Annotated in this window: 12 protein-coding genes; 7 read left to right on the forward strand and 5 right to left on the reverse strand. The window is 48.7% G+C overall.

Features of this window, described 5'->3' with window-relative positions; translation table 11 throughout:
- The first annotated feature begins 116 nt into the window (after window positions 1-116).
- The gene (locus tag KD145_RS01520; protein ID WP_212004162.1) at window positions 117-3,257 is read left to right on the forward strand and encodes a SusC/RagA family TonB-linked outer membrane protein; all 3,141 of its coding nucleotides are present in this window, start codon (window positions 117-119) and stop codon (window positions 3,255-3,257) included.
- A 14-nt stretch (window positions 3,258-3,271) separates the two neighbouring features.
- Entirely contained in the window at window positions 3,272-4,675 is a 1,404-nt protein-coding gene (locus tag KD145_RS01525) for a SusD/RagB family nutrient-binding outer membrane lipoprotein (RefSeq protein WP_212004163.1), read from the forward strand.
- A gap of 89 nt (window positions 4,676-4,764) precedes the next feature.
- On the opposite strand, the gene KD145_RS01530 is transcribed toward KD145_RS01525, so the two are convergent.
- From KD145_RS01530 to KD145_RS01540, 3 genes are read right to left on the reverse strand one after another with little or no spacing between them, the layout of a single operon-like run.
- Window positions 4,765-5,448, reverse strand: a complete 684-nt coding sequence (locus KD145_RS01530; protein WP_212004164.1) for a DUF2625 domain-containing protein — start codon at window positions 5,446-5,448, stop codon at window positions 4,765-4,767.
- Between the two features lie 4 nt (window positions 5,449-5,452).
- Complete coding sequence (locus KD145_RS01535; RefSeq protein ID WP_212004165.1) at window positions 5,453-6,697, reverse strand: YeiH family protein; 1,245 nt, start codon at window positions 6,695-6,697, stop codon at window positions 5,453-5,455.
- 27 nt (window positions 6,698-6,724) lie between these two features.
- Window positions 6,725-7,957 carry a nucleoside recognition domain-containing protein gene (locus KD145_RS01540; RefSeq protein WP_212004166.1) on the reverse strand — a complete coding sequence of 411 codons (1,233 nt, stop codon included), beginning with the start codon at window positions 7,955-7,957 and terminating at the stop codon, window positions 6,725-6,727.
- 67 nt (window positions 7,958-8,024) lie between these two features.
- On the opposite strand from KD145_RS01540, the gene ychF reads away from it, so the two are divergent.
- The 4 genes from ychF to KD145_RS01560 all read left to right on the forward strand — a co-directional run bounded on the left by ychF (window position 8,025) and on the right by KD145_RS01560 (window position 16,340).
- Complete coding sequence (ychF, locus tag KD145_RS01545) at window positions 8,025-9,128, forward strand: redox-regulated ATPase YchF (RefSeq protein ID WP_212004167.1); 1,104 nt, start codon at window positions 8,025-8,027, stop codon at window positions 9,126-9,128.
- Between the two features lie 230 nt (window positions 9,129-9,358).
- On the forward strand, window positions 9,359-12,682 hold the full coding sequence (locus KD145_RS01550) for a HEAT repeat domain-containing protein (protein WP_212004168.1): 3,324 nt from the start codon (window positions 9,359-9,361) through the stop codon (window positions 12,680-12,682).
- Window positions 12,683-12,707: 25 nt separating this feature from the next.
- Entirely contained in the window at window positions 12,708-14,360 is a 1,653-nt protein-coding gene (locus KD145_RS01555; protein WP_212004169.1) for an SWIM zinc finger family protein, read from the forward strand.
- A gap of 402 nt (window positions 14,361-14,762) precedes the next feature.
- Window positions 14,763-16,340 carry a reverse transcriptase family protein gene (locus KD145_RS01560; protein WP_212004170.1) on the forward strand — a complete coding sequence of 526 codons (1,578 nt, stop codon included), beginning with the start codon at window positions 14,763-14,765 and terminating at the stop codon, window positions 16,338-16,340.
- Between the two features lie 88 nt (window positions 16,341-16,428).
- Here KD145_RS01560 and KD145_RS01565 read toward each other — a convergent pair whose 3' ends face one another.
- A complete protein-coding gene (locus tag KD145_RS01565) occupies window positions 16,429-19,299 on the reverse strand; it encodes a TonB-dependent receptor (protein WP_212004171.1) in 2,871 nt (956 codons plus the stop codon).
- 276 nt (window positions 19,300-19,575) lie between these two features.
- Window positions 19,576-20,631: a homoserine O-acetyltransferase gene (gene metX / locus KD145_RS01570; protein WP_249219706.1), complete on the reverse strand. Its 1,056-nt coding sequence runs from the start codon at window positions 20,629-20,631 to the stop codon at window positions 19,576-19,578.
- Between the two features lie 105 nt (window positions 20,632-20,736).
- On the opposite strand from metX, the gene KD145_RS01575 reads away from it, so the two are divergent.
- A complete protein-coding gene (locus KD145_RS01575; protein ID WP_212004172.1) occupies window positions 20,737-21,156 on the forward strand; it encodes an OsmC family protein in 420 nt (139 codons plus the stop codon).
- The last annotated feature ends 18 nt before the right edge of the window (window positions 21,157-21,174 follow it).

A 21,174-nucleotide genomic window follows, 5' to 3' on the forward strand; every position in this document is an offset into this window, starting at 1 on the left:
TTATGTTGTATTCAACAAATACAATCTTTTTTTATTTAATGTAGGGAGGCCGCATGGATTTTGAATATATATGATGTAACTTATACACATCATTAAACCAAAATCTAATCTTCACCATGAAGTCAACTTTCAGATGGCTGCTGGTGGTGGGCTTTCTTCTTGTATTCTCCCGCACGCTTTATGCCCAACCCCGCACGCTCACAGGCCGTGTCATTGCTGCCGGCAGCAATACTGCATTACCAGGTGTCACTGTACAGGTAAAAGGAGGTGCCAGAGGCACCACTACCGACGTAGAAGGCCATTTCAGGATCGAAGTACCTGCTAACCACAGTACCCTTATTTTTAGTTTTATTGGTTACCTTACCCAGGAGGTATCTGCAGGAACCCAGACCACCCTGACAGTAACCTTGCATCCCGACGCCCGCAGCCTCGACCAGGTAGTGGTTACAGCCATGGGCATCAAAAAGGAAAAAAGAGCTGTTGGATATGCTATCCAGGATGTGTCGGGGGCAGATCTTGTCCAGTCACGGCAATCCAACGTAGTGAACGCCCTCCAGGGAAAAGTAGCCGGCGTCCAGATCTCCGGCGGTGGCGGAGCACCCGGACAGGGTTCCCGTATCCTGATCAGGGGTATCAACTCCCTGGACCCTACCCGTGATAATCAGCCGCTTTTTGTCATCGATGGGATTACCATGGACAACAACACCTATACCACCGGTGGCGCCGATACCAGGGGCATGAGCAACCGCGCTGCCGATATTAACCCTGATGATATCGAAAGTATTTCTGTCCTGAAAGGTGGGGCAGCCACTGCTTTGTATGGCCTTCGGGCCGCCAGCGGTGCCATTATCATCACCACTAAATCCGGCAAGGCAGGTCGTACCCGCGTTAGTTTTACTACCGCTGCCGGCTTCGATAAAGTAGGCAAAACGCCGGACGTACAGTTGCAATACTCCCAGGGAAACAATGGTACTTATGACAACCAGAGCTTCTGGCCGGCATGGGGGCCTTCCGTGGAAGATGCCCGTAAACTGGACCCCGATCATCCGGCAGCCCTCTATAACAACTACAAACAGGCATACAATACCGGCAGCCAGTATCGCAACACACTGGCCGTCAGCGGAGGGACTGATAAAGTCGTATATGCGGCCTCGTTATCCCAGTTCAATCAAAACGGTATCATCCCCTTCAGTAACTACCAGAACTATTCCGCCAGGGTGAGCGGAGATGTCCGCTTCAGCGAAAAATTCAAAATGGGCGTAGCCCTCAACTATATCAATTCCGGTGGCAACCGTGCCAATGCCGACCGCTACGGAGAACAGATGATTTACTGGTCGCCACGCTGGAATATGCGTGACTACCTGAAACCCGATGGTACCCAGCAAACCTACGGTGCTACCGACAACCCCATCTATACTTTATATAGTAACCGGTTTGGTGATAATGTGAACCGCGTAATCGGCAATATTAACTTTACCTATTCGCCCTTTAAATGGCTCGATATCCTGTACCGCGCCGGTACCGACTTTTATACTGACAACCGCCGCCATACCGGCCCCGGTCCCAAAGGCATCGTCGGAGAAGTGGTCAATACCGATAACGGCTTCGGTTTCGTCAACGAATACACGCTCAATCAGCGGTCACTCAGTTCTACCCTGATCCTCAATTTCAAAAACAATATCACCCCCAAACTTACTTCCGATCTCAAACTGGGCCACGACCTGTTTGATCGCCGGCTGAAACGACTGTCCACCGAAGGGGATACCCTCGATATTCCGGACCTGCTCATCATGCAGAACGCTAAAAAGATCGTGTCCAACCAGTACCTCGAAAACTATTATCTCCTGGGCCTTTTCGGCGATTGGACCCTGTCATGGGACCGCTGGCTGTACCTCACCCTTTCCGGCAGAACAGATATCAGTTCCTCACTGCCGGTCAACAACCGGGCCTTCTTTTATCCTTCTGTCAGCCTGGCCTACATTTTTACGGAACACCTGAAATTGCCGGAAAATATACTGTCATTCGGCAAGCTCAGAGCCTCCTGGGCCAGGGTGGGTAAAGACGCCTTACCCTACAATACCGGCTATGGCTATACGCCATTGGCAAACGGTCCAATCGGTAATACCATCATCGGCTGGACCCGCGCCGACCGCCTCGGTGATGCCAACCTCAAACCGGAGTTCACCAACACGTTTGAAGCTGGTGCCGAATTACGATTCCTGCATGATCGTATAGGCGTTGACTTTGCCTGGTATACTTCCAAAAGCACCGACCTCCTGATACCGGTGAAGCTATCGAGTGCTACCGGCTATGAGGACTTCTACACCAACGCCGGCTCCATCCGCAACCGCGGCGTGGAAATAGCCCTTAGCGCTACACCTGTAAAACAGGAGAAATTTCGTTGGGACGTGCGGGTTAATTTCTCTGCCAATCGTAATGAAGTACTGAGTCTGGGTAAAGAACTGTCGGAAGTAGTGGTGGGCAGCCAGTTTGGTTATGCTGGTTCTACCGCTACCATGAAATATATTCCGGGATATCCGGTAGGAGCTATTTTCGGCACCAGCTACCAGCGTTATTCCGGAGGGCAGCCCGACAACGGTATCCTCATCGATTACAGCCGTCCCATTCAGATAGCTGCTTCCGGCAGTCAGGCTGGCTTCCCTATGATCAACTCTGCCCAGAAATACCTGGGTAATTCCCAACCCAAATGGATCGGCAGTATCTCCAATACTTTCTCTTATGGCCCGCTCAGCCTTTCGTTCCTGATAGATACCCGTCAGGGTGTTATGAAATACAATCAGCTGGCTAACTTTATGGGTGCCTTCGGAGAATCAGCCATTACCGCAGACCGCTTTACCAGCAAAGTGTTTGATGGTGTGTTGCCCGATGGTACTCCCAACAAACAGGTGGTGTACCTGCAACAGGCCAAAGGTCCCGATGGCCGCAACTATGGTGGCGGTTTTTACCGGAACGTATACCGCGGTGTCACAGAAAACTTCGTGGAAGATGCGTCGTGGATACGGCTGCGTAATATCAGTCTGTCCTGGCAGCTGCCATCACAATTGCTGTCACGCACCCACCTGATTTCTGCCGCCAGCCTTACCCTTACTGGTAACAATCTTTGGTTACATACCCGCTACACCGGCTTCGATCCGGAATCCAGCTCGTTTAATGCCGGTAGTAACATCGATGCATTTGCCGGGTTCACGTACCCGACTACACGCAGTTTTCTGGCTTCTTTGAATGTAACCTTCTAAAAACTGTTTCGACCATGAAAAGGATTCACTCCATATTATATATAGTCATACTGGCCCTGCTCGCAGCTGGTTGTAAAAAACAGCTGGATATCAACGACAATCCCAATCAGGCGGTAGTGCCTCCTATGAACGGGCTGCTGGCCTCCACCACCTACTTTACTTCGTATAACGTTTACCGTGTTGGTAATATCACATCTTATTTTACGCAGTACCTGGCTTCACCCAATGCTAACGGCGCCAGCGACACTTACGAAGCGGCTGACTATACCAGCACCTGGAAAGCACTGTACGACAATATGACCGACATCCACGACCTGATGGAACAAGCCAGGACTGCCGGTGCTACCCAGCACCTGGGCGCTGCGGAAGTGATGATGGCCATCAACCTCGAAATGCTCAATGACCTCTGGGGATCTGTTCCCTATACCCAGGCGTTTAATAGCAAAATCCTGCAGCCGGGCTACACACCCGATGACAGCGTATTCCTGCAATGTGTCGCTTTGCTTGATGACGGCATCGCTCAGCTGAAGAAGTCTGAATCCAAATATGCACTGGACCCGGTAAAGGATCTGTTACACGGAGGAAAGGTAAGTGCATGGGTCAAAACAGCCTATACGGTAAAAGCCCGTCTGCTCAATCATCTTACCAAAAAAGCAAACTACGATCCGGCGGCAGTACTCACCGCCCTCGCCAACGGCTATACGGATAATTCAGATGATGCTCAGCTGACACTGTTTCAATCACTCAGTCCCTGGAACGCAGCTGCTGTTAACAATGTCAACAACCTCCTGGATGGCTGGCTGAGCGCCCACTTTGTAAATGCCCTCAATGGTAAAACCTTTGGGGTATTTGATCCGCGGTTGCCCCTGATCACCGACACCACCCGTTTCGGTGATTATCGCGGCACCATCAATGGTGCGGGCCGCATTGGTTCGGGTACCAACAAAGAAGAATGTTATCTTTCGCAGAAAGGTTTTTATTCCAAACCCGGAGCCCCGCTGCTGGTAGTGACCAACACTGAGGCCCGCTTCATCCAGGCGGAAGCAGCTTTCCGCAGTGGAAACAAAACCCTGGCTTATCAGGCATATCTGCAGGGGATCACTGTTCATATGAACAAACTGGGAGTAGACTCCTCCCTGCGTAAGGCCTATCTCGCCAATCCGGCTGTAGGAGTGGGGGAAGCCAACATCACCCTGGGTCTCATTCTGAAAGAAAAATATGTTGCGCAGTTCCTGCATCCCGACGCCTGGAACGACGCACGTCGTTATGATTATCAATACCAGGACTTCAATATGCCTGTTAATGCTCAGCTGCCCACTTTTATCAGAAGAGTGGCATATCCGGATTCAGAGAAAAGCCGGAATGGAGCTAATGTGCCGAGTGTGAAGCTGACGGATAAAACCTGGTGGCAGCTGTGATGCAGGTGATGCTGCTGATGCTCCTGATGAGCGGAAGCTAGAGAGATGATCACAGCGAAAATAGGAAGAGGGTGTTTGACACCCTCTTCCTATTTTTCTCCTTCCAGCTGCTGTAGTATATGTTGATTAAAGCTATACTGTTCTTCTACCGGTACTTCTTTTCTGGAAACTTTATGGATGTCATGTCCTTCTTTGGTCCAAAGCATGGGGAAAAAATTAAAGACATGATTGCCATCCAGCCGGGCAACTTCCTGTTGCCAGTTATCCCAGCGCAGATCCTTATAAAAATCAGCCAGATCTCCCTCGAAACAAAACAACAAAAACTCCGTATAGGTAATGTCAAGGGGCTCCCATTTCAGGGTAGCAGGATCAAAGTAATAGGTCTTGCCTTTATCACTACCAAGACCACCACCGTTAACAGCAAAATAGCCACCCACAGCATCATCGGCCACCAGCAGGTATCCTGAGCTGTTATCCTGGAATAATGTTTTGTCCCAATTCCAGGAATGTAAGGTTCGGTTCATTTTAGGATGCCCTGATCCCAGTATTCTTATCCAGCCCTGATCTATAAGTATACCACCACTATTAAAAATGATAGCACCCATAGGAGACCGCGTCGTTACCTGCACTTCGTATAGTGTTTCACGGGCTTTACTTTCAGTAACAGGCAGTATTTCTACTTTATTGGTAGCACTGTCAATCCAGGATAATACATCGGGCCATGCTGGTTCTCTGGTGTTGATCAGTGTTTCAAGGGGGCTTTTATGTTCCATACAGTTACTTGAATACCAGATACGCCACAATCAACGTAAAGAATATATTAAACAGTTGGGCAATGATAAAAGCAAGTGCGGGTTTACCATTTTCAACTTTAAAAATATCGGTGAATTTTGTTTCCAGTCCTATGCAGGTAAAGGCGAGCGCAAACCAATAGGTTTGTATTTCCTTCAGGGCTCCTTTGGTATCGGCTACTACCGTGGACGGCAATACGAAGGAGAACAGGAGGGAGGCGGCGATAAAGCCCAGTACAAATTTGGGGAAGCGTTCCCAAATGGTGCGCAGGGTGGGCTTTTCGTAGTTTGCTTTCTTTTTGGTGTAAGACCAGTACAGGGATATCAGGAAAGCGGCGAGCCCCAGCAGTACGTTCTGGGAGAACTTGACGATGGTGGCGTATTTGAGCGCTTCTTTGCCCAGCATGGTGCCGGCGGCCACTACGGCACCGGATGTGTCGATGGTACCACCCAGCCAGGCGCCCGCTACAGCCGGTGACATGCCAGCCCAGATGGCGATATACGGCATAAACAGCATCATCGGAATGGCTACGATCATCACCAGCGAAATCACATGCGAGAGTTTTTTGTTATCTCCTTCGATAGCGCCGGAGGTAGCGATGGCTGCAGATACGCCGCAGATAGATACGGCACTGGAGATCATCATACGGAACTCATCGTCCAGGCCCAACATCCGGCATAGCCAAAAGGAGAAATACCAGACGGTAAATACCACCACTACTGACTGGATAATACCCAGCATACCAGCCTGCAGGATATCACCAAAGATGATGTTGGTGCCCAGCAGTACCAGTCCTATTTTAATGTATAGCTCTGTTTGGAGGGCCGGTTTGATCCATGCAGGAAGACCAATCACATTGCTGATAAATAAGCCCAGTATCAGGCTGAACAGCACTACTTCTATGCCCAGGTCTTTGATGGTTTTATTGGTCGTGATAAGCTGTGCCAGCAGGGAAATAAGCACGATGGCCAGCAGGCCGGATATCAGCGCGGTGGGTTTGAAATCACCTGCCAGAAACCGGGCCAGCAGGAGACTACCCAGTACCCATAAAAACAAGGTGCATATACGCAGGAGGTTGGACGTGTCCGATACCTGGGCTAACAAGTCGCCTCCGGATGACCAGCTGTATTTAGGCAAGGCTGGCTTCAGTCCGGCCACCACCAGGGTGATGGTCAGGAAAGCGATGATCACCGCAATCCAGTCTTCATGAAGTTTTCTAGGTTGTAACATAGGTTTTATTATACAAGGTTTGAGTGGCTAGTGGAAAAAGAGATACGCCAGCAGGATTGCAGACAGTAATCCGAAAAAGTCGGCAATCAGACCTGCGGTAAGCGCATAGCGCGTATTCTTGATGTTAACAGAACCAAAGTATACGGCCAGCACATAAAAAGTAGTCTCTGTAGTGCCTTGTATCACACTGGCCAGCTTACCCTGGAAGGAGTCTGCCCCATAGCGGGTCATCACTTCTATCATCAGGCCTCTGGCGCCGCCGCCACTTAAAGGTTTCATGATGGCTATCGGCAACGCCGGTACGAAATCAGTGTTGAAGCCCATCCAGGAAAACAGGCCTGCAATAGCGTTGATGAGATAGTCCATACAACCGGTGGTACGGAATACACTGATGGCTACCAGGATGCCCACCAGGTAGGGAATGATCCGGACGGATACCTGAAACCCTTCTTTGGCTCCTTCTATAAAACTGTCGTATACATTAATTTTTTTAACAATGCCTGCGCCGAGGAAAAGGATTACGATGGTAAAGATGATGCCACCGCCGAGGTTGCTCATAGTGGGGCCTATCTTTTCTGCAGGCATATGACGCACCCAGAAATACAGTCCGGTTACCAGGGAGGCAAAACCGCCCAGAAATACCAGTACAGGCAATTTGAACAGATTGATGCGTTGATAAAGGGATACTGTAAACATACCTATTATAAATGCAACAAAAGTAGATATGAGGGTAGGGACGAAGATATCAGCGGGATTGGCGGCACCGGCCGCTTTTCTGAGTGCGATCACCGAGGTAGGGATAAGGATCACACCGGCGGTATTCAATACCAGAAACATAATCTGGGGATTACTGGCAGTGTCTGGCTTGGGATTCAGCTCCTGCAGCTCCTTCATGGCTTTCAGCCCCATCGGAGTGGCCGCATTGTCGAGCCCCAGCATACTGGCGGAAAAGTTCATCATCATAGATCCCATGGCAGGGTGTCCTTTAGGGACTTCAGGGAAGAGCTTGGAGAAAAAAGGATTGACCAGTCTGGAGAAGCGGTTGATCATACCGGCGACTTCGCCTACTTTCATAATGCCCAGCCAGAGTGTCATTACGCCGGCCAGCCCCAGGGAGATCTCTGCTCCGGTTTTGGCGCTGGATAACATGCCATTCATAATGTCTCCAAAGATGGCTGTATCCTGTAAAAACACCGACTTAAAAACTGCTACTACAAACGCGATCAGGAAAAAGCCCAGCCAAACGTAGTTTAATGCCATTAGATTATTGGTTTATTCAAGCAACAAATAAACTAAAATAAACTTATCTTTGCGCAAATTTTAAAAAATGGCTTTGCAAGTTGGAATTGTAGGATTGCCGAATGTAGGGAAATCGACATTATTTAACGCGGTGAGTAACAGCGCTAAGGCGCAGGCCAGCAACTACCGCTTCTGTACTATAGAACCCAACGTAGGACAGGTAGACGTGCCGGACACTCGTATTGACAAACTGGCCGAGCTGGTACAACCGCAGCGTATCGTACCTACTACTATCGAGTTTGTGGACATCGCCGGCCTGGTAAAAGGTGCCAGTAAAGGTGAAGGGCTGGGTAATAAATTCCTGGCCAACATCCGCGAGGTAGATGCCATCGTGCATGTAATCCGTTGCTTCGAAGATGATAACATCCTCCGCGAAGAAGGTGCTATCAACCCCGTTAGTGACAAGGAAATTATCGATACTGAACTGCAGCTGAAAGATCTCGACAGCGTAGAACGTAAAGTGAGCCGTACGGAAAAAATGGCTAAGACCGGTGGTGACCCCAAGGCAAAAGCAGAATTTGAAGTTCTGAAAAGATGCCAGGAACACCTCGAAAAAGGCCGTAACATCCGTGAACTGGGCCTGAGCAAGGAAGAACGTGTAGCAATCGCTGACCTGTTCCTGCTGACCGAAAAACCGGTACTTTACGTAGCCAACGTAGATGAGGCTTCATTGCATACCGGCAACAAATACTCTGAAGCGCTGAAAGAATCCGTAAAGGCTGAAAATGCTGAAGTGATCGTGATGAACAATACCATTGAAGCACAGATCTCCGAAATGGAAGATCCGGCAGATAAGGAATTGTTCCTCGGTGAATACGGCCTTTCCGAGCCAGGCCTCAACCGCCTGATCCGCTCTGCCTATCACCTGCTCAACCTCATTACCTACTTCACTGCCGGCGTGCAGGAAGTACGTGCCTGGACTATCCACAGAGGATGGAAGGCTCCACAGGCTGCCAGCGTGATCCACACCGATTTTGAAAAAGGTTTTATCAAGGCTGAAGTAATTGCCTATGATGACTACGTGAAATACGGTTCCGAATCTTCAGCGCGCGACAACGGCCGTCTGAGAATAGAAGGAAAGGAATATATAGTGTCTGATGGTGACGTCATGCACTTCCGCTTTAACGTGTAATCATTTCCGTTACAATAAGATACTTCATGAAATTTAACCATGAGGTTACAACAAGCATACGGGCCGGTACTTACCGGCCCGTTCTTTTTTTAAAAACAGGAGAATCGGAAATCCTTGCCTGTACTGAATTTTAAACTACGTATACCCCTCCACGTGCCTCTCCTTGAAAAAAATATACTTTGTTAATAACAGTAATTTATTAGTTTAGCCTACTATTTTAATGTTAGCTCATGCGATTAGTCAGGAATGTAAAGCTGTTTTTCCGGGAAGGAAACTCAGATAAGACATATGAAATTGACCTTTGTGAAGTTGGCCCGGAACTATATACTGTTAACTTTAGATACGGAAAACGCTTTGGAACCCTGAAAGAAGGCACCAAGACCGTAAGCCCCGTAGCCCTGGCTGCCGCCACCACTATCTTTGACGCGTTGGAAAAGGAAAAACGCAGTAAAGGATATCTGGGTGAGCAGGAAGCAGTACAGGACCTGTCTTTTGTACCAGTAGATACTTCCCAGGTAGCAGATCCAAAAGATGCCGCCATTCTCAAAAGGTTGCAGGGAGTGATAGAAGGCAAGGCCGCCTATAAAACACCCTGGAAAACTTCCCGTGTCATCTGGAAAGCCGGTGTACACAGATTAAAGGAAGCTGTCCCTTATCTTATCAAGTTGGTAGAAAAGGGAGACGCCATGCAACGTTATGCTGCACTGTGGGCATTGGGTAAATGCGCGGATCCTGCTGCGGCCCCTGTGTTGCGCTCATATGCTGATAATGGCTCCTATAGCCTGAATGTACGGATGCTGGCAGCCAACGGTCTCCTGCTGGTACTTCCGGAGGAGGAACGCAACGCACATATACAATCCCACCTGCTCCGCCTGCCGGAGGCAGTTCAGGAAGTCATCACCACCAACAATGCACAGGCTATCTTCGATATAGTGCAGGAGCGGGTGATGGTAAAAACCGAACTCAATTATCCGATGCTGGAAGATCTGTACATCGTTGCCTATAACAACGAAGCAGTCAAAAACGCCATCGTCGGCTTTTTAGCATACATGCCTTTCCGTCCCAGTTATTTCCAGCATATGCGGCATATGTTCAAACAGGCCGAACTGAGAAATGACCAGGGTATTGTAGGCACCATGGCTATACGCTTTGAACGGGAAGCACCGATGTTTAATCACCCGGGCAAAAGACTGGACTATGATGGTAATGAATATCATCCCAACGTCTATATTCCTGAACTGCAGGAATACATGAAGGTGATCAAAGAACTGAAGAAACCCGCTTCCAGGCTCGCTTATTCCAACAAAACCAGGAACTACCTGAAACGCAGGGTGCTCCGTAATCTGCGCGCTATGGGTGCCGGTGGTGATATGGAATATGTACGACTGGCAACCGCACTGCTGTTGCAGTATGAAGAAGGAAGAGATGCTACGAAGGAATACCAGACACGCCAGTACTCCTGGATCAATGGCAGGTATACTTCCTGGTACAGACAATTTCCTGCCAACTCCCGCGCTGTATTCCTGAATTATATTCTCCGGGGCAACAAGCCTGATCTGAAGCTGGATACCAACGGCACTGTATGGTATTTTGAAGAACCCAGAGATGCTAATGGTCCGACACGCGAAGCAGCCTCTCTGCGCGAACATCCGGATGCAGTGAAGGAAGCAGAAAAAGGTAATCTCCTCAAAAAGCTGTTCAACTGGCTGGGAGGGGAGAAGCAGACACCATCTGCCAGCGCAGTGCCACCGGAATACAAACCAATGTCGGCATCTGCACAACCGGTTAGTGATATACCTTACCTGGAGCTGTGGAACAAAATGCCTCAGGCCTTTGTGCAACTGCTCGTATCCGGCAGGATGGAAGCCGTACATCTGTTTGCGATTGAGCAACTAAAAGCACATCCCGATTACAAAGACCTGAAAGATAAGATGGATGAGAAAGTGATCTACAACTTCCTCATCAGTCCATTTAAAATACCTGCATTATTCGGCCTCGAACTGGCCAAAGACAAATACAATCCTTCCAATCTCTCTTTCTTCCTGCTGTACGCTCTCACAATGAGTCCGCTGGAAGAGGCCAGAGCACAAAGTTTGGAATGGATCTCCCAACACAAGGCTGCCTGCTTTGGTGATGCCGATTTCCTGATGCGTATGATGTTCAACCCATACCTGGACATCCGCAACTATGTGCGCCAGCATTTAACGGCCGATCATCTCCCGATAGATAAGGCCCGTGTACTGGTAGGAAAGTCGGTAGCTGCTTTACTGGCATCTAAAAATCCTTCTCCTGAGGTAAACGACAACCTTAACGATGGATGTCTGATCCTGGAACACTTCTGCGCCGGTGCTCTGCGCGAAGTAGAAATGCAGGTGATCGCAGACCTGATGCAGACCGGTGTACCGGCCAATCAGGCTTTTGCAGCACGATTGCTGATACAGAAACAAGGGCAGATGGATTTCCGCGAAGTATCAGACGAACTGCTCACCAACCTCGTCACCAACGACTACGCGCCGGTTAGAATGGCCGGTGTGTCAGTGCTTGGCGTGATGCCGGAAGATGAGTTGCTGAAAAGACCGGAGCTGCTGCTCCAGATGGTACTGGCTACGCATGCGGATGTACGAAAAGAGATACGCGCATTAATTAAACTGCTTGTTCAGAAAGATAACCGACTGGCGATATATCTCGTCAATGAGCTGGTGCCCCGCCTGATGCGTAAGGAGCCAGTAGAAGGTATACACCAGGATATCGCAAATATTCTGAGTAACGAACTGGTAGAGCATCTGCAGGATGTAGATACGGCTACGGCTCTACGTTTGTTGTATTCCAACTACCGTTCCGCCCAGGAATTCGGTGTAGTAGTATTGTATAAATATATTCCTGCTGAAGCACTCACCGTAAAACAGGTGATCGCTGCAGGCAGCCATGAATTGCTGGCTGTCAGACAATGGTGCTGGTCTTTCTTTAATACCAACGCTGCGCGTATGCGCTACGAGCGCGAGGCTGCTATTGGTTTACTGGATGCCAAATGGGATGATACAAGACTGTTTGCACAGGAGTTTTTCCGTACACAGTTCACTGACAACGACTGGACACCGGAAACGCTGGTAGCAGTAGCTGATAGCGTACGCCCGGATATCCAGGCCTTCGGTCGCGAAATGCTGATGCGTTTCTTCCGTGATGCCGACGGTCCTTCTTATCTGTTGAAGCTGAGCCAGCATCCGAGCGTTGCCATGCAGATATTTGCTACCAACTATCTGGAAGGTTATGCCGCTGGTAATCTGGAATATCTCCGGAGTATGGAACATTATTTCCGTTCTGTGTTAAGCCGTGTCAACAAAGCCCGTGTGGCCAAGGAGCGTATTTTTAATCTGCTGGAAAAAGAAGCGTTGAAGTCGGCTGATGCTGCTACCTATGTAGGAGAGATCATCGCCCACATCTCTGCAACAGTGTCCATTGCAGATAAAGCCCGCTGCATACAGATCATGCGGAATATCCAGCAACAGTTCGAACTTTCATTGCCTATCACGTTAGTGCCTGCCGCCATCCGGTAGGAATGCCAGCTTTTAATCAAAGAGTATGTTATTTAATTACAGATATAGCGGTAACTCCCAGGTGTATAGCAATGCTACATCTGCCGGCATATCCTTCGCGCCGGACACCCATCGTGACCCGACTTTTTTTGTAGGTAAACTCCATAAAAAAATCGCTTTCCGCGAAGCCATATCCGCCCTGCATGATGTAGTGGTGTCTGACCTCCGTTTTAAACCCAAAGACAAAACTGCCTATAAGGAATGGGCCGCCCAGCAGGAATCTGTTTGGCTGGCGGAGTACATGAACGGTTATGACCGGGCCGCGGCAGACAAAAAAATAGAGTCTATCTCCGACGAGCTGAAAAGAGTGAATGAGGAGAAAGACAAAGTGATGGGTCCCTTCTATAAGGCCAGAAAACAATACTTCGACTTCCTCTATCAGAAAGACCGGGATGCCTGGTTTGTACTGGACCCTGTAATCACGGTACATCCGGATGAAATGTTCTTCGAATGTTTTAGTCAGGATGAATCTACCTATGGTAAACTGAGCGCCAGTTACAATGTGTTTAAAGAGGTAAATGAATTTGAATGCGGTACTACCAACATCGATTATTCTGCCGCATTGTACAACGAATTCCAGAAGATCCGTGACTATAAGGAAACAGATTTTAAAGTAGATCCGGGAGGCTTCCAGGTACAGACTTCGCAGGAAGAACTGTACCACGAAGTAAAGATCGACCTGCCGGACAGCTGGGTGAGAGGCTTTTTACAGGTAAGTTCAGCCATGACGCTGCCTGCGGCTACCTTCGATCTGCATCCGATGGATGTATACAATTTCTGTCTCTGGCTGCGCCGCTTCAAGGAAAAAACAGGACCTCGCTCCATCCGTTTTAAACTGGAGCCGGGCAAGCCTGTCAGAGCTGTATTTGAGCCCTGGAATCATGAAATCGTTTGTGCGAGATCGATATACAAAGGAGGACAAAGCAGGGAGATCAGAATATGGGGTAGAAGGAGATTGCTGATTCTGGAGCGATTGATACCTATTGCTAAAAAATTCACGGTACATCTTACCGGCAATGGGCTGCCATCCTTCTATGTAGCCGATCTGGGAGATATGCAGTTTACACTCGGTCTTTCAGGATGGACAGCCAACGACTGGTCCCGGGCAGGACAGTTCGATCTCATGGCACCCCGTGCAATCGTAGATGACAGCGCCAAGCTGAAAGTGTTTGCAGACCTGCGTACCCGCTGGATGGCCAAACCGGAAACCATTGCAACAGCTACCGGGCTGGATAAAGCCACTGTGCTGGGTGCACTGGGAATCTATACACAGGCCGGCAAAGTGATCTTTGATCTGCATACCGGCATGTATCGCCTGCGGGAGCTGAGTCGTGAACCACTGCCATTGGAATCACTGCGTTTTGCCAATCCGCTGGAAGCTGAAGCATCCCAGCTGGTACAGGAGAAAAGAGTTACGCTTACTGAACAGGATATACCGGGAGTAGGTTTACAGCTGAAAGGCAATGTAAAAGGTGCACAGCGTGTATACCATCCCGTTATAGTGATCGATAAGGATGAAAGACTAAGCGAAGCACACTGTGATTGTAATTTTTATAATACCAATAAGTTGTACAAAGGGCCGTGCGAACACATGCTGGCACTGCGTATGACGCATGCTGAAAATATTTCTGCAGAATAAATTTTATTTTTCAGAATTATTTTCTAACTTGCCTGCTCGTTAATAAACAAAGATCTTTGTAAAGAGGAATTGATTGCACTTGCGCCCGTAAAAGGGACGAATGATGTTTCGTCATTCAGGTATTTTGACTATACATGCTTCACTAAATGCAATCTTTACTTTGGGAGGGGCGTACCTAGTGCGAATTTACGGTACGAGCCCCGGGGGCTGAAATTCACACTAGGTACGCCCCTCCCTGGAGTTGATTGATTTAGTCAATGGCTTGCACGAAGGCCTCTTCCTCTTTACAAAAATTTGTTTTCTTCCGCGTCAGGCATGGCTATCGCAGCCACTTCAAGCCGGACCAATCACACTCCCGCTTTAGCTGCTTAACATTCATTTTAAAAGTAAACCGCCAACATTATGGCCGAAGGCTTAACCCGTCAACAGCTGTACGACAGGATACGTGCATCCTCCAAAGAGGAATACATATTGGAAGAAATGACCCGTCTGGGTTTCTGGGCACAAAACTCGTCCCAGCCATCCCTACCGGAAACGCTTATACGTAAAGAAGGTGAGCTACGCCGCGAATTGAATGAGTTGCTGGCAGAAAAACAAAAATACCGCAACAAGGAAAAAATGCTGGCGGACATGCGCAAGGAACGCATGGCCAAAGCCAAACAGAAACGCGCGGAAACAAAGAAACGCAACGAAGAGAAAAGAATAGCCCGCGCTGCCGAATGGGCGGAAAAAAAACAACAGGATATTCTGTACCTGGGTGAAGAAGTGTCTGCCGGACTGAATAAAGTAACACCCGATGAAGCACAGCTGACCAAATTCGGATTACCGGTATTCAAAGATGCTACTGCACTGGCTAATGCGATGGGCATCACACTGGGCAAACTGCGCTTTCTCGCCTTCAACCGTAAAGTGGCCAACAGTAGCCATTACCAACGCTTTCAGATCCCTAAAAAGTCCGGCGGTACCCGTGTGATCTCTGCACCCATGCCACAACTGAAAGCCGCACAACACTGGATACTGGAGAATATACTCTATAAGATAAAAAACAGCGATGCCGCACATGGTTTCGTTCCGGGCAAGTCTATTGTCACCAATGCTGCTCCGCACATAGGTCAGGACATTGTGATCAATATTGACCTGCGTGACTTTTTCCCTTCTATCCCTTACAAAAGAGTAAAAGGATTGTTCTGCAAACTGGGTTATGCCGAGCAGGTGGCTTCCATCCTGGGACTTATCTGTACAGAACCCGAAGTAGATGAAATCCTGCTCGACAACCGCAGGTATTATGTGGCTAAAACAGAACGTCATCTCCCGCAGGGAGCGCCCACCAGCCCGGCCATCACCAATCTCATCTGCTTCAAACTGGACCGCCGCTTTGAAGGTCTGGCAGCGAAATACGGTTACGCCTATACGCGATATGCCGATGATATGACCTTCTCCGCAAAAGCAGCTGTTGCAGACAAAGCCGGACAGGTATTATGGGCTATCAAACAGGTGGTGAAAGAAGAAGGTTTCACCATCCATCCTGATAAGCTGAAAGTAATGCGCAAAGGGGATAAGCGGGAAGTGACCGGAATTGTGGTCAATGAAAAGCTCAGCCTCGACAGAGAAACCTTACGCCGTTTCCGCGCATTGCTGCACCAGATCTCCAAAACAGGTCTGGCGGGCAAAAGCTGGGGCAAAGGCAAAAATATCATCAGCAGTATAGAAGGGTACGCCAACTACGTATATATGGTAAAGCCGGAACAGGGTGCCAAACTGAAAGCTACACTCACAGCGCTGCTGCAAAGAGAGGATATCGAAGCCCAGGCCCGCAGCCTGTGGACAGGTGAACAGGTACCTGCGCAACAACAAGCCAGTCCTGCCTCCCAGACTGATACTACAAAAACAACAGATACTACAGCAACCACCCAGGCTCCGCCTGCCAGCAATCCTTCATCATCGGCTAAAACAGAAAAGCCATGGTGGGATATCCTGTAGCTCATCACACATCTTCATAAAAAGAGAAAGACCTGCGCAAAACATGTTCGCGCAGGTCTTTCTCTTTTATATTTGTTATACAGTTGTACTAGAGGTTGTATCCCAATGAAACATACCATTGTGCGCCGATAGAGGGGTTACCCCAGGATTGCACATAAGCTTTGTTAAGGATATTAACACCACCCAGTTTAACCGTTGTTTTGGCTTTGGGGAAGAATTTGCTGATCATGGCATCGAGTGTGCCGAAAGCCGGAATCTCGCTCAGTCCTGCAGTATTTACGTTGGGTCCTACGAAGGAAGATTGCCATACATAAGACTGTTGCCATTTCCATATAACGTTTACGGCTATATTGGAACCGGCAATGTTACGGTTGCCGGCATTCAGGCTGTAACGTACTTTAGGTGTGTTGTACATGGCAATAAAACTACCCAGGTCTTTCTGGTTGCTCAGCTCATTGTAGGAAATGTTACCACCAGCAGTAAAGTTGAGCGGCAGGCTGTAATCCAGTCCCAGCGCCCATCCCCATGATTTAACAGTTTCTTCAGCACTTACAGGCAGGGAGAACACCTGTTGAGGAGTGGTGCCGGAAGCCGGTTTGATGAGGATCTGGATACCGTTCATGTTTTTGAAATCATTTTTATAGATATAGGCATCTACCAGCAGTTTTTTTGCTACCAGTGCCTTATAGCCGATTTCATAAGCCTGTATTCTCTCTGGTTTGAATTCACGGAAAGTATACTGTTTAGGTGCACCAGCCTGTATTGATTGCAGTGTAAATACAGGGCCTGTAGTCAAACCATAACGGTCACGCAGGAACGGCAGACCACCAATTAGGTGCGCCTGTGGAGTAACCAGGTCTATATACTGGTCCTGGTTGTGCGGGATACGGAAACCGGTCTGATAGGAAACACGTAGGTTATGTGTTTGCAGGAAAGTGTATACAGCAGATAAACGGGGGCTGAACTGGCCTGCGAAGTTCATATTCTTGTCGTAACGCAGGGAGCCGGTGAGTTTCAGATGGTCGTCTATCAGTTTTTTCATGACCTGTACATAACCACCATATTCATTGATACGGAATTCATCGCCATTATCATTAACAGCGAACAGCGTTTTTTCGGAGTTCAGTGCATAGCGACGATAGTTACCACCAACCAGGATTTCAGCGAATTTTATCAGGTTGTGGAAGTTGTACATAAATTCCAGTTGATACAGATTGGTTTTATCCGTAAACTTCGCACCAACACCTTTGGCATCGCCGGGAATGGGTTTGTTTTTCACCTGTTCAGCTGCGGCATTAAACTCCGGTGTACCGGGGAGGAAGCGGCCGGAATCGGCTTTAGCTCTGGCATTCTGGAAGAAAGTAGGCATCGCGGTATTGACGGTATTTTGAGCCGCGGCATAGGCGTCTGCATCAGAAGCGCCTCTTGCGAGTGCTGCACCGTAAGCCTGCGCAAAAGTACCGAGTGCCTGTGTGGCGTAGGTGGAGAAGTACTGGGAATACCATACAGTGCTGGGTTTCCAGGCTTCATTGATACCAGAGGCCAGGGTGCCGCCGGCATAACTGTCACCGGACCTTTCCTGTGTAGTATAAGCTCTCACATAAAAGTCACTACCTCTTAACTCCACTTTATACTGGCCCATGTTGAAATTCTTCAGGGAGTAGCGGTCGGCGCCTGTATACACGGTGGTTCCGGTACCATAGCTACCCTGGATCAACGCTTCCAGTTTTTCATTGATTTTATAGTGGAGAGCAGCATTGAGTTTCATGTTTTTGGTACTATAGTCCACCACGTCAGACTCGTTGTAGCCGGTGCGGGTGATACTGGCTCTGTTGGCAGCCGGGATAGCGGCTTTGAAAATCTGGTCAGGTGTTACTTTACCGCCAAACATGGCCGAAATACCAGCCAGTTGCTGGGCGATCATACCTCCGCCCAGTACGGTGTTCATGTTGACCGTATTTTCATCGCCATACACGTTCACACCGTTATAGCCTTCGTTGTTGGCACGGGTGCCATCCTGCAGGGTGTGGCCATTGGCAAGGCTCTGGTCGCGTTTATCGTAGGCTTGCCAGTCGTCCGCTTTGAGATAACCTACGTTTAATTTGAATGCCCATTTGTTGTTGAAGGCATGCGCAAAACGTACAGACACATCATAAAAGCCAGTGCTGGCGTTGGTACGGCCTTTATCATTCAGGAAGCCGGTTTTTACCTGGGCGCTGAGTCCCTGGTACTGGAAGGGATTTTTGCTGGTCATCAGCACAATACCATTCAGGGCATTGGGGCCATAGAGGGCAGAAGCGGCGCCAGGTATCAGCTCTACGTTGTCGAGGTCCAGCTCAGGAATACCTACCATGTTGCCCACGGAGAAGTTGAGGCCGGGGGCCTGGTTATCCATACCATCATTCAGTTGCAGCACACGGGTGTTACCGTTGCTGTTGAAACCGCGTGTGTTGACAGATTTGAAGGTGAGGCTCTGGGTGCTCATTTCCACGCCTTTCAGGTTGGCAAGAGCATCATAGAAGCTGGGGGCAGGAGAGGCTTTTAAAGCACGTGCATCCAGTTTTTCGATGGACACCGGCGATTGCAGAATGCTTTCCTGCACACGGCTGGCGGCTACCACCACTTCCTGGCCCAGAATTTCGGTGGAGCTGAGGGAGACAGCCACTTTTTCATCAGCACTGCTGACTATTTTTTCGATGCTTTGATAGCCCACATAGGTAAATACAAGGGTCAGAGGCAGGGAATGGGTGGTCTTCAGCTGGAAGTTACCGCCATTGCTTGTTATAGTGCCGGCTGCGGCACCTTTCACCGCTACGGTCACTCCCGGCATACCGCTTCCGGAAGTTTTGTCTGTTACAGTACCGGTAATAGTTGTTGGCGTTTGAGCTGTCGTAACCTGGAATAAGGACATACATAGCAACAGGGTGCCCAAACATGCCTTCAATAGAATGCTTTTCATACGCAGTGGACGTTTAGTGATTTAGACTTGGTTATATCTAAATATAGGGAAAAAACTAATACCAACTATGATGCATATGATCTTTCTGATGACCGGATAAAATAGAGATGGGAGCGGAGATTGTTGGATACGGGAGAAGTTGAGGACAGGGATTATGTTTTGCAAATTCTGCAAAAAAATACCCCTGAGTTTCATCTCAGGGGTATTTTCTTATTAGCTATTAATTTCTATGCATCTTAATATTACCACTCCTCATCTGTTCAGCAGAAAAAATCATTATCTCCGCTCCATCCGGTCATCGGAAAGATCATACGCATCACAGTTCCAGTGGGAGAGTATTTTTCCGATCTTCTCAAACTCAATGAGGAAACCATCATGGCCGTATGAAGAATCTATTTCGTGATAGGTTGCATGAGGCAGATAGGTGGCCAGCAATCGTTGTTCCTCGGGAGGGCAGAGTATGTCGCTGCTGATACCGATCAGCAATACGGGCTGCTGGATATGGGAGAGGGAAGTGCTGATATCTTCATGACGTCCACGGGCGATGTTGTGGCTGTCCATGGCTTTGGTGAGGAGCCAGTAAGATTGTGCATTGAAACGTTTCACCAGTTTGTCGCCCTGGTAGCTGATATAGGAGGATGCGCGGAAACCATCTGTTTTCTCTTTATCAGGATCAGACTGGGTGCGCATAAAGGTCTGGTAGTTGCGGTAAGTGACCATGCCGATGGCTCTGGCGGCTTTAAGACCGTTGTGGCCGGCACTGTGGGTGTTATCTTTCCAGGTGCTGTCGGCTTCAATGGAGAGTCGTTGCGCAGTGTGAATGGCAATGCCCCAGGCACTTTCAGCAGCGCCAGTACAAAGCAGGAACAGGCGGCTGATGATCTCTGGCTCTGTGAGCGCCCATTCCAGCACCTGGTAACCGCCCATGGAGCCGCCTACGAGCAGGTCTATCCTTGGTATCTGCAGGTGTTCACGCAGCAGACGATGTGCCTGTACCATATCACGGATGGTAATGGCCGGGAAGGAATGGTACCAGGGGGTTTCTGTGTCAGGGTTGACCGTATGCGGACCGGAGCTGCCATAACAGGAACCAATGATATTGGCGCAGACGATAAAATGTCTGGCAGGATCAATGACACGGTCATGGCCGATAAGACCACTCCACCAGTCGGCAACATCACTGTTGGCCGTCAGCGCATGACATACCCATACGACATTGCTGCCATCTGCTTGCATGGTACCATATGTATGATAGGCGATATGTAATTCAGGTAATACCTGGCCGGACTCTAACCGGAACGGTGCTTTGCTGTGAAAAACCTTTACAGACAATAATCCAAAATTTTTGCAAATCTACATTATACGCCGGAATTACCTAAGAGAATTGTGAATTACGCAGTTGAATTATTTATCTTTGTTGACAGAAACTCACTTATCATGAAAATAGCATTACAAAGAGTAGACGACGGATTCAACATGGAAGCCGTAGACGAAGGCGGTCATAAAGTGTTGATGGATTCATCCCTGGAAAATGGAGGAAAGAACAACGGAGTAAGACCAATGCAAATGATCATCATGGGCCTTGGTGGCTGCTCGGCCATCGATGTGCTGATGATCCTGAAAAAACAACGTCAGGAAGTGAAGGATTTCCGTATTGAAATTGAAGCGGACAGAGAGAAAGGAAAAGAACCATCATTATGGGAAACAGCTCATATCGTTTTTCACTTTACTGGTAACATCGATCCGGATAAAGCTGCCCGTGCGGTGGAACTGTCTATGAACAAATACTGCTCTGTAGCCGAAACCCTGCGTCAGGCCAATACCAAGCTGACCTGGGAAGTGAAACTGAATGCCTAATACGGAGAAACCACCATA

The sequence above is a fragment of the Chitinophaga sp. HK235 genome, assembly GCF_018255755.1.
Lineage (GTDB): Bacteria > Bacteroidota > Bacteroidia > Chitinophagales > Chitinophagaceae > Chitinophaga.

Excerpts from the sequence above, each read along its gene's own strand:
- KD145_RS01520 (WP_212004162.1), top strand. The coding sequence starts at position 117 with ATGAAGTCAACTTTCAGATGGCTGCTGGTGGTGGGCTTTCTTCTTGTA.
- KD145_RS01525 (WP_212004163.1), top strand. The coding sequence starts at position 3,272 with ATGAAAAGGATTCACTCCATATTATATATAGTCATACTGGCCCTGCTC.
- KD145_RS01530 (WP_212004164.1), bottom strand. The coding sequence starts at position 5,448 with ATGGAACATAAAAGCCCCCTTGAAACACTGATCAACACCAGAGAACCA.
- KD145_RS01535 (WP_212004165.1), bottom strand. The coding sequence starts at position 6,697 with ATGTTACAACCTAGAAAACTTCATGAAGACTGGATTGCGGTGATCATC.
- KD145_RS01540 (WP_212004166.1), bottom strand. The coding sequence starts at position 7,957 with ATGGCATTAAACTACGTTTGGCTGGGCTTTTTCCTGATCGCGTTTGTA.
- ychF (WP_212004167.1), top strand. The coding sequence starts at position 8,025 with ATGGCTTTGCAAGTTGGAATTGTAGGATTGCCGAATGTAGGGAAATCG.
- KD145_RS01550 (WP_212004168.1), top strand. The coding sequence starts at position 9,359 with ATGCGATTAGTCAGGAATGTAAAGCTGTTTTTCCGGGAAGGAAACTCA.
- KD145_RS01555 (WP_212004169.1), top strand. The coding sequence starts at position 12,708 with ATGTTATTTAATTACAGATATAGCGGTAACTCCCAGGTGTATAGCAAT.
- KD145_RS01560 (WP_212004170.1), top strand. The coding sequence starts at position 14,763 with ATGGCCGAAGGCTTAACCCGTCAACAGCTGTACGACAGGATACGTGCA.
- KD145_RS01565 (WP_212004171.1), bottom strand. The coding sequence starts at position 19,299 with ATGAAAAGCATTCTATTGAAGGCATGTTTGGGCACCCTGTTGCTATGT.
- KD145_RS01575 (WP_212004172.1), top strand. The coding sequence starts at position 20,737 with ATGAAAATAGCATTACAAAGAGTAGACGACGGATTCAACATGGAAGCC.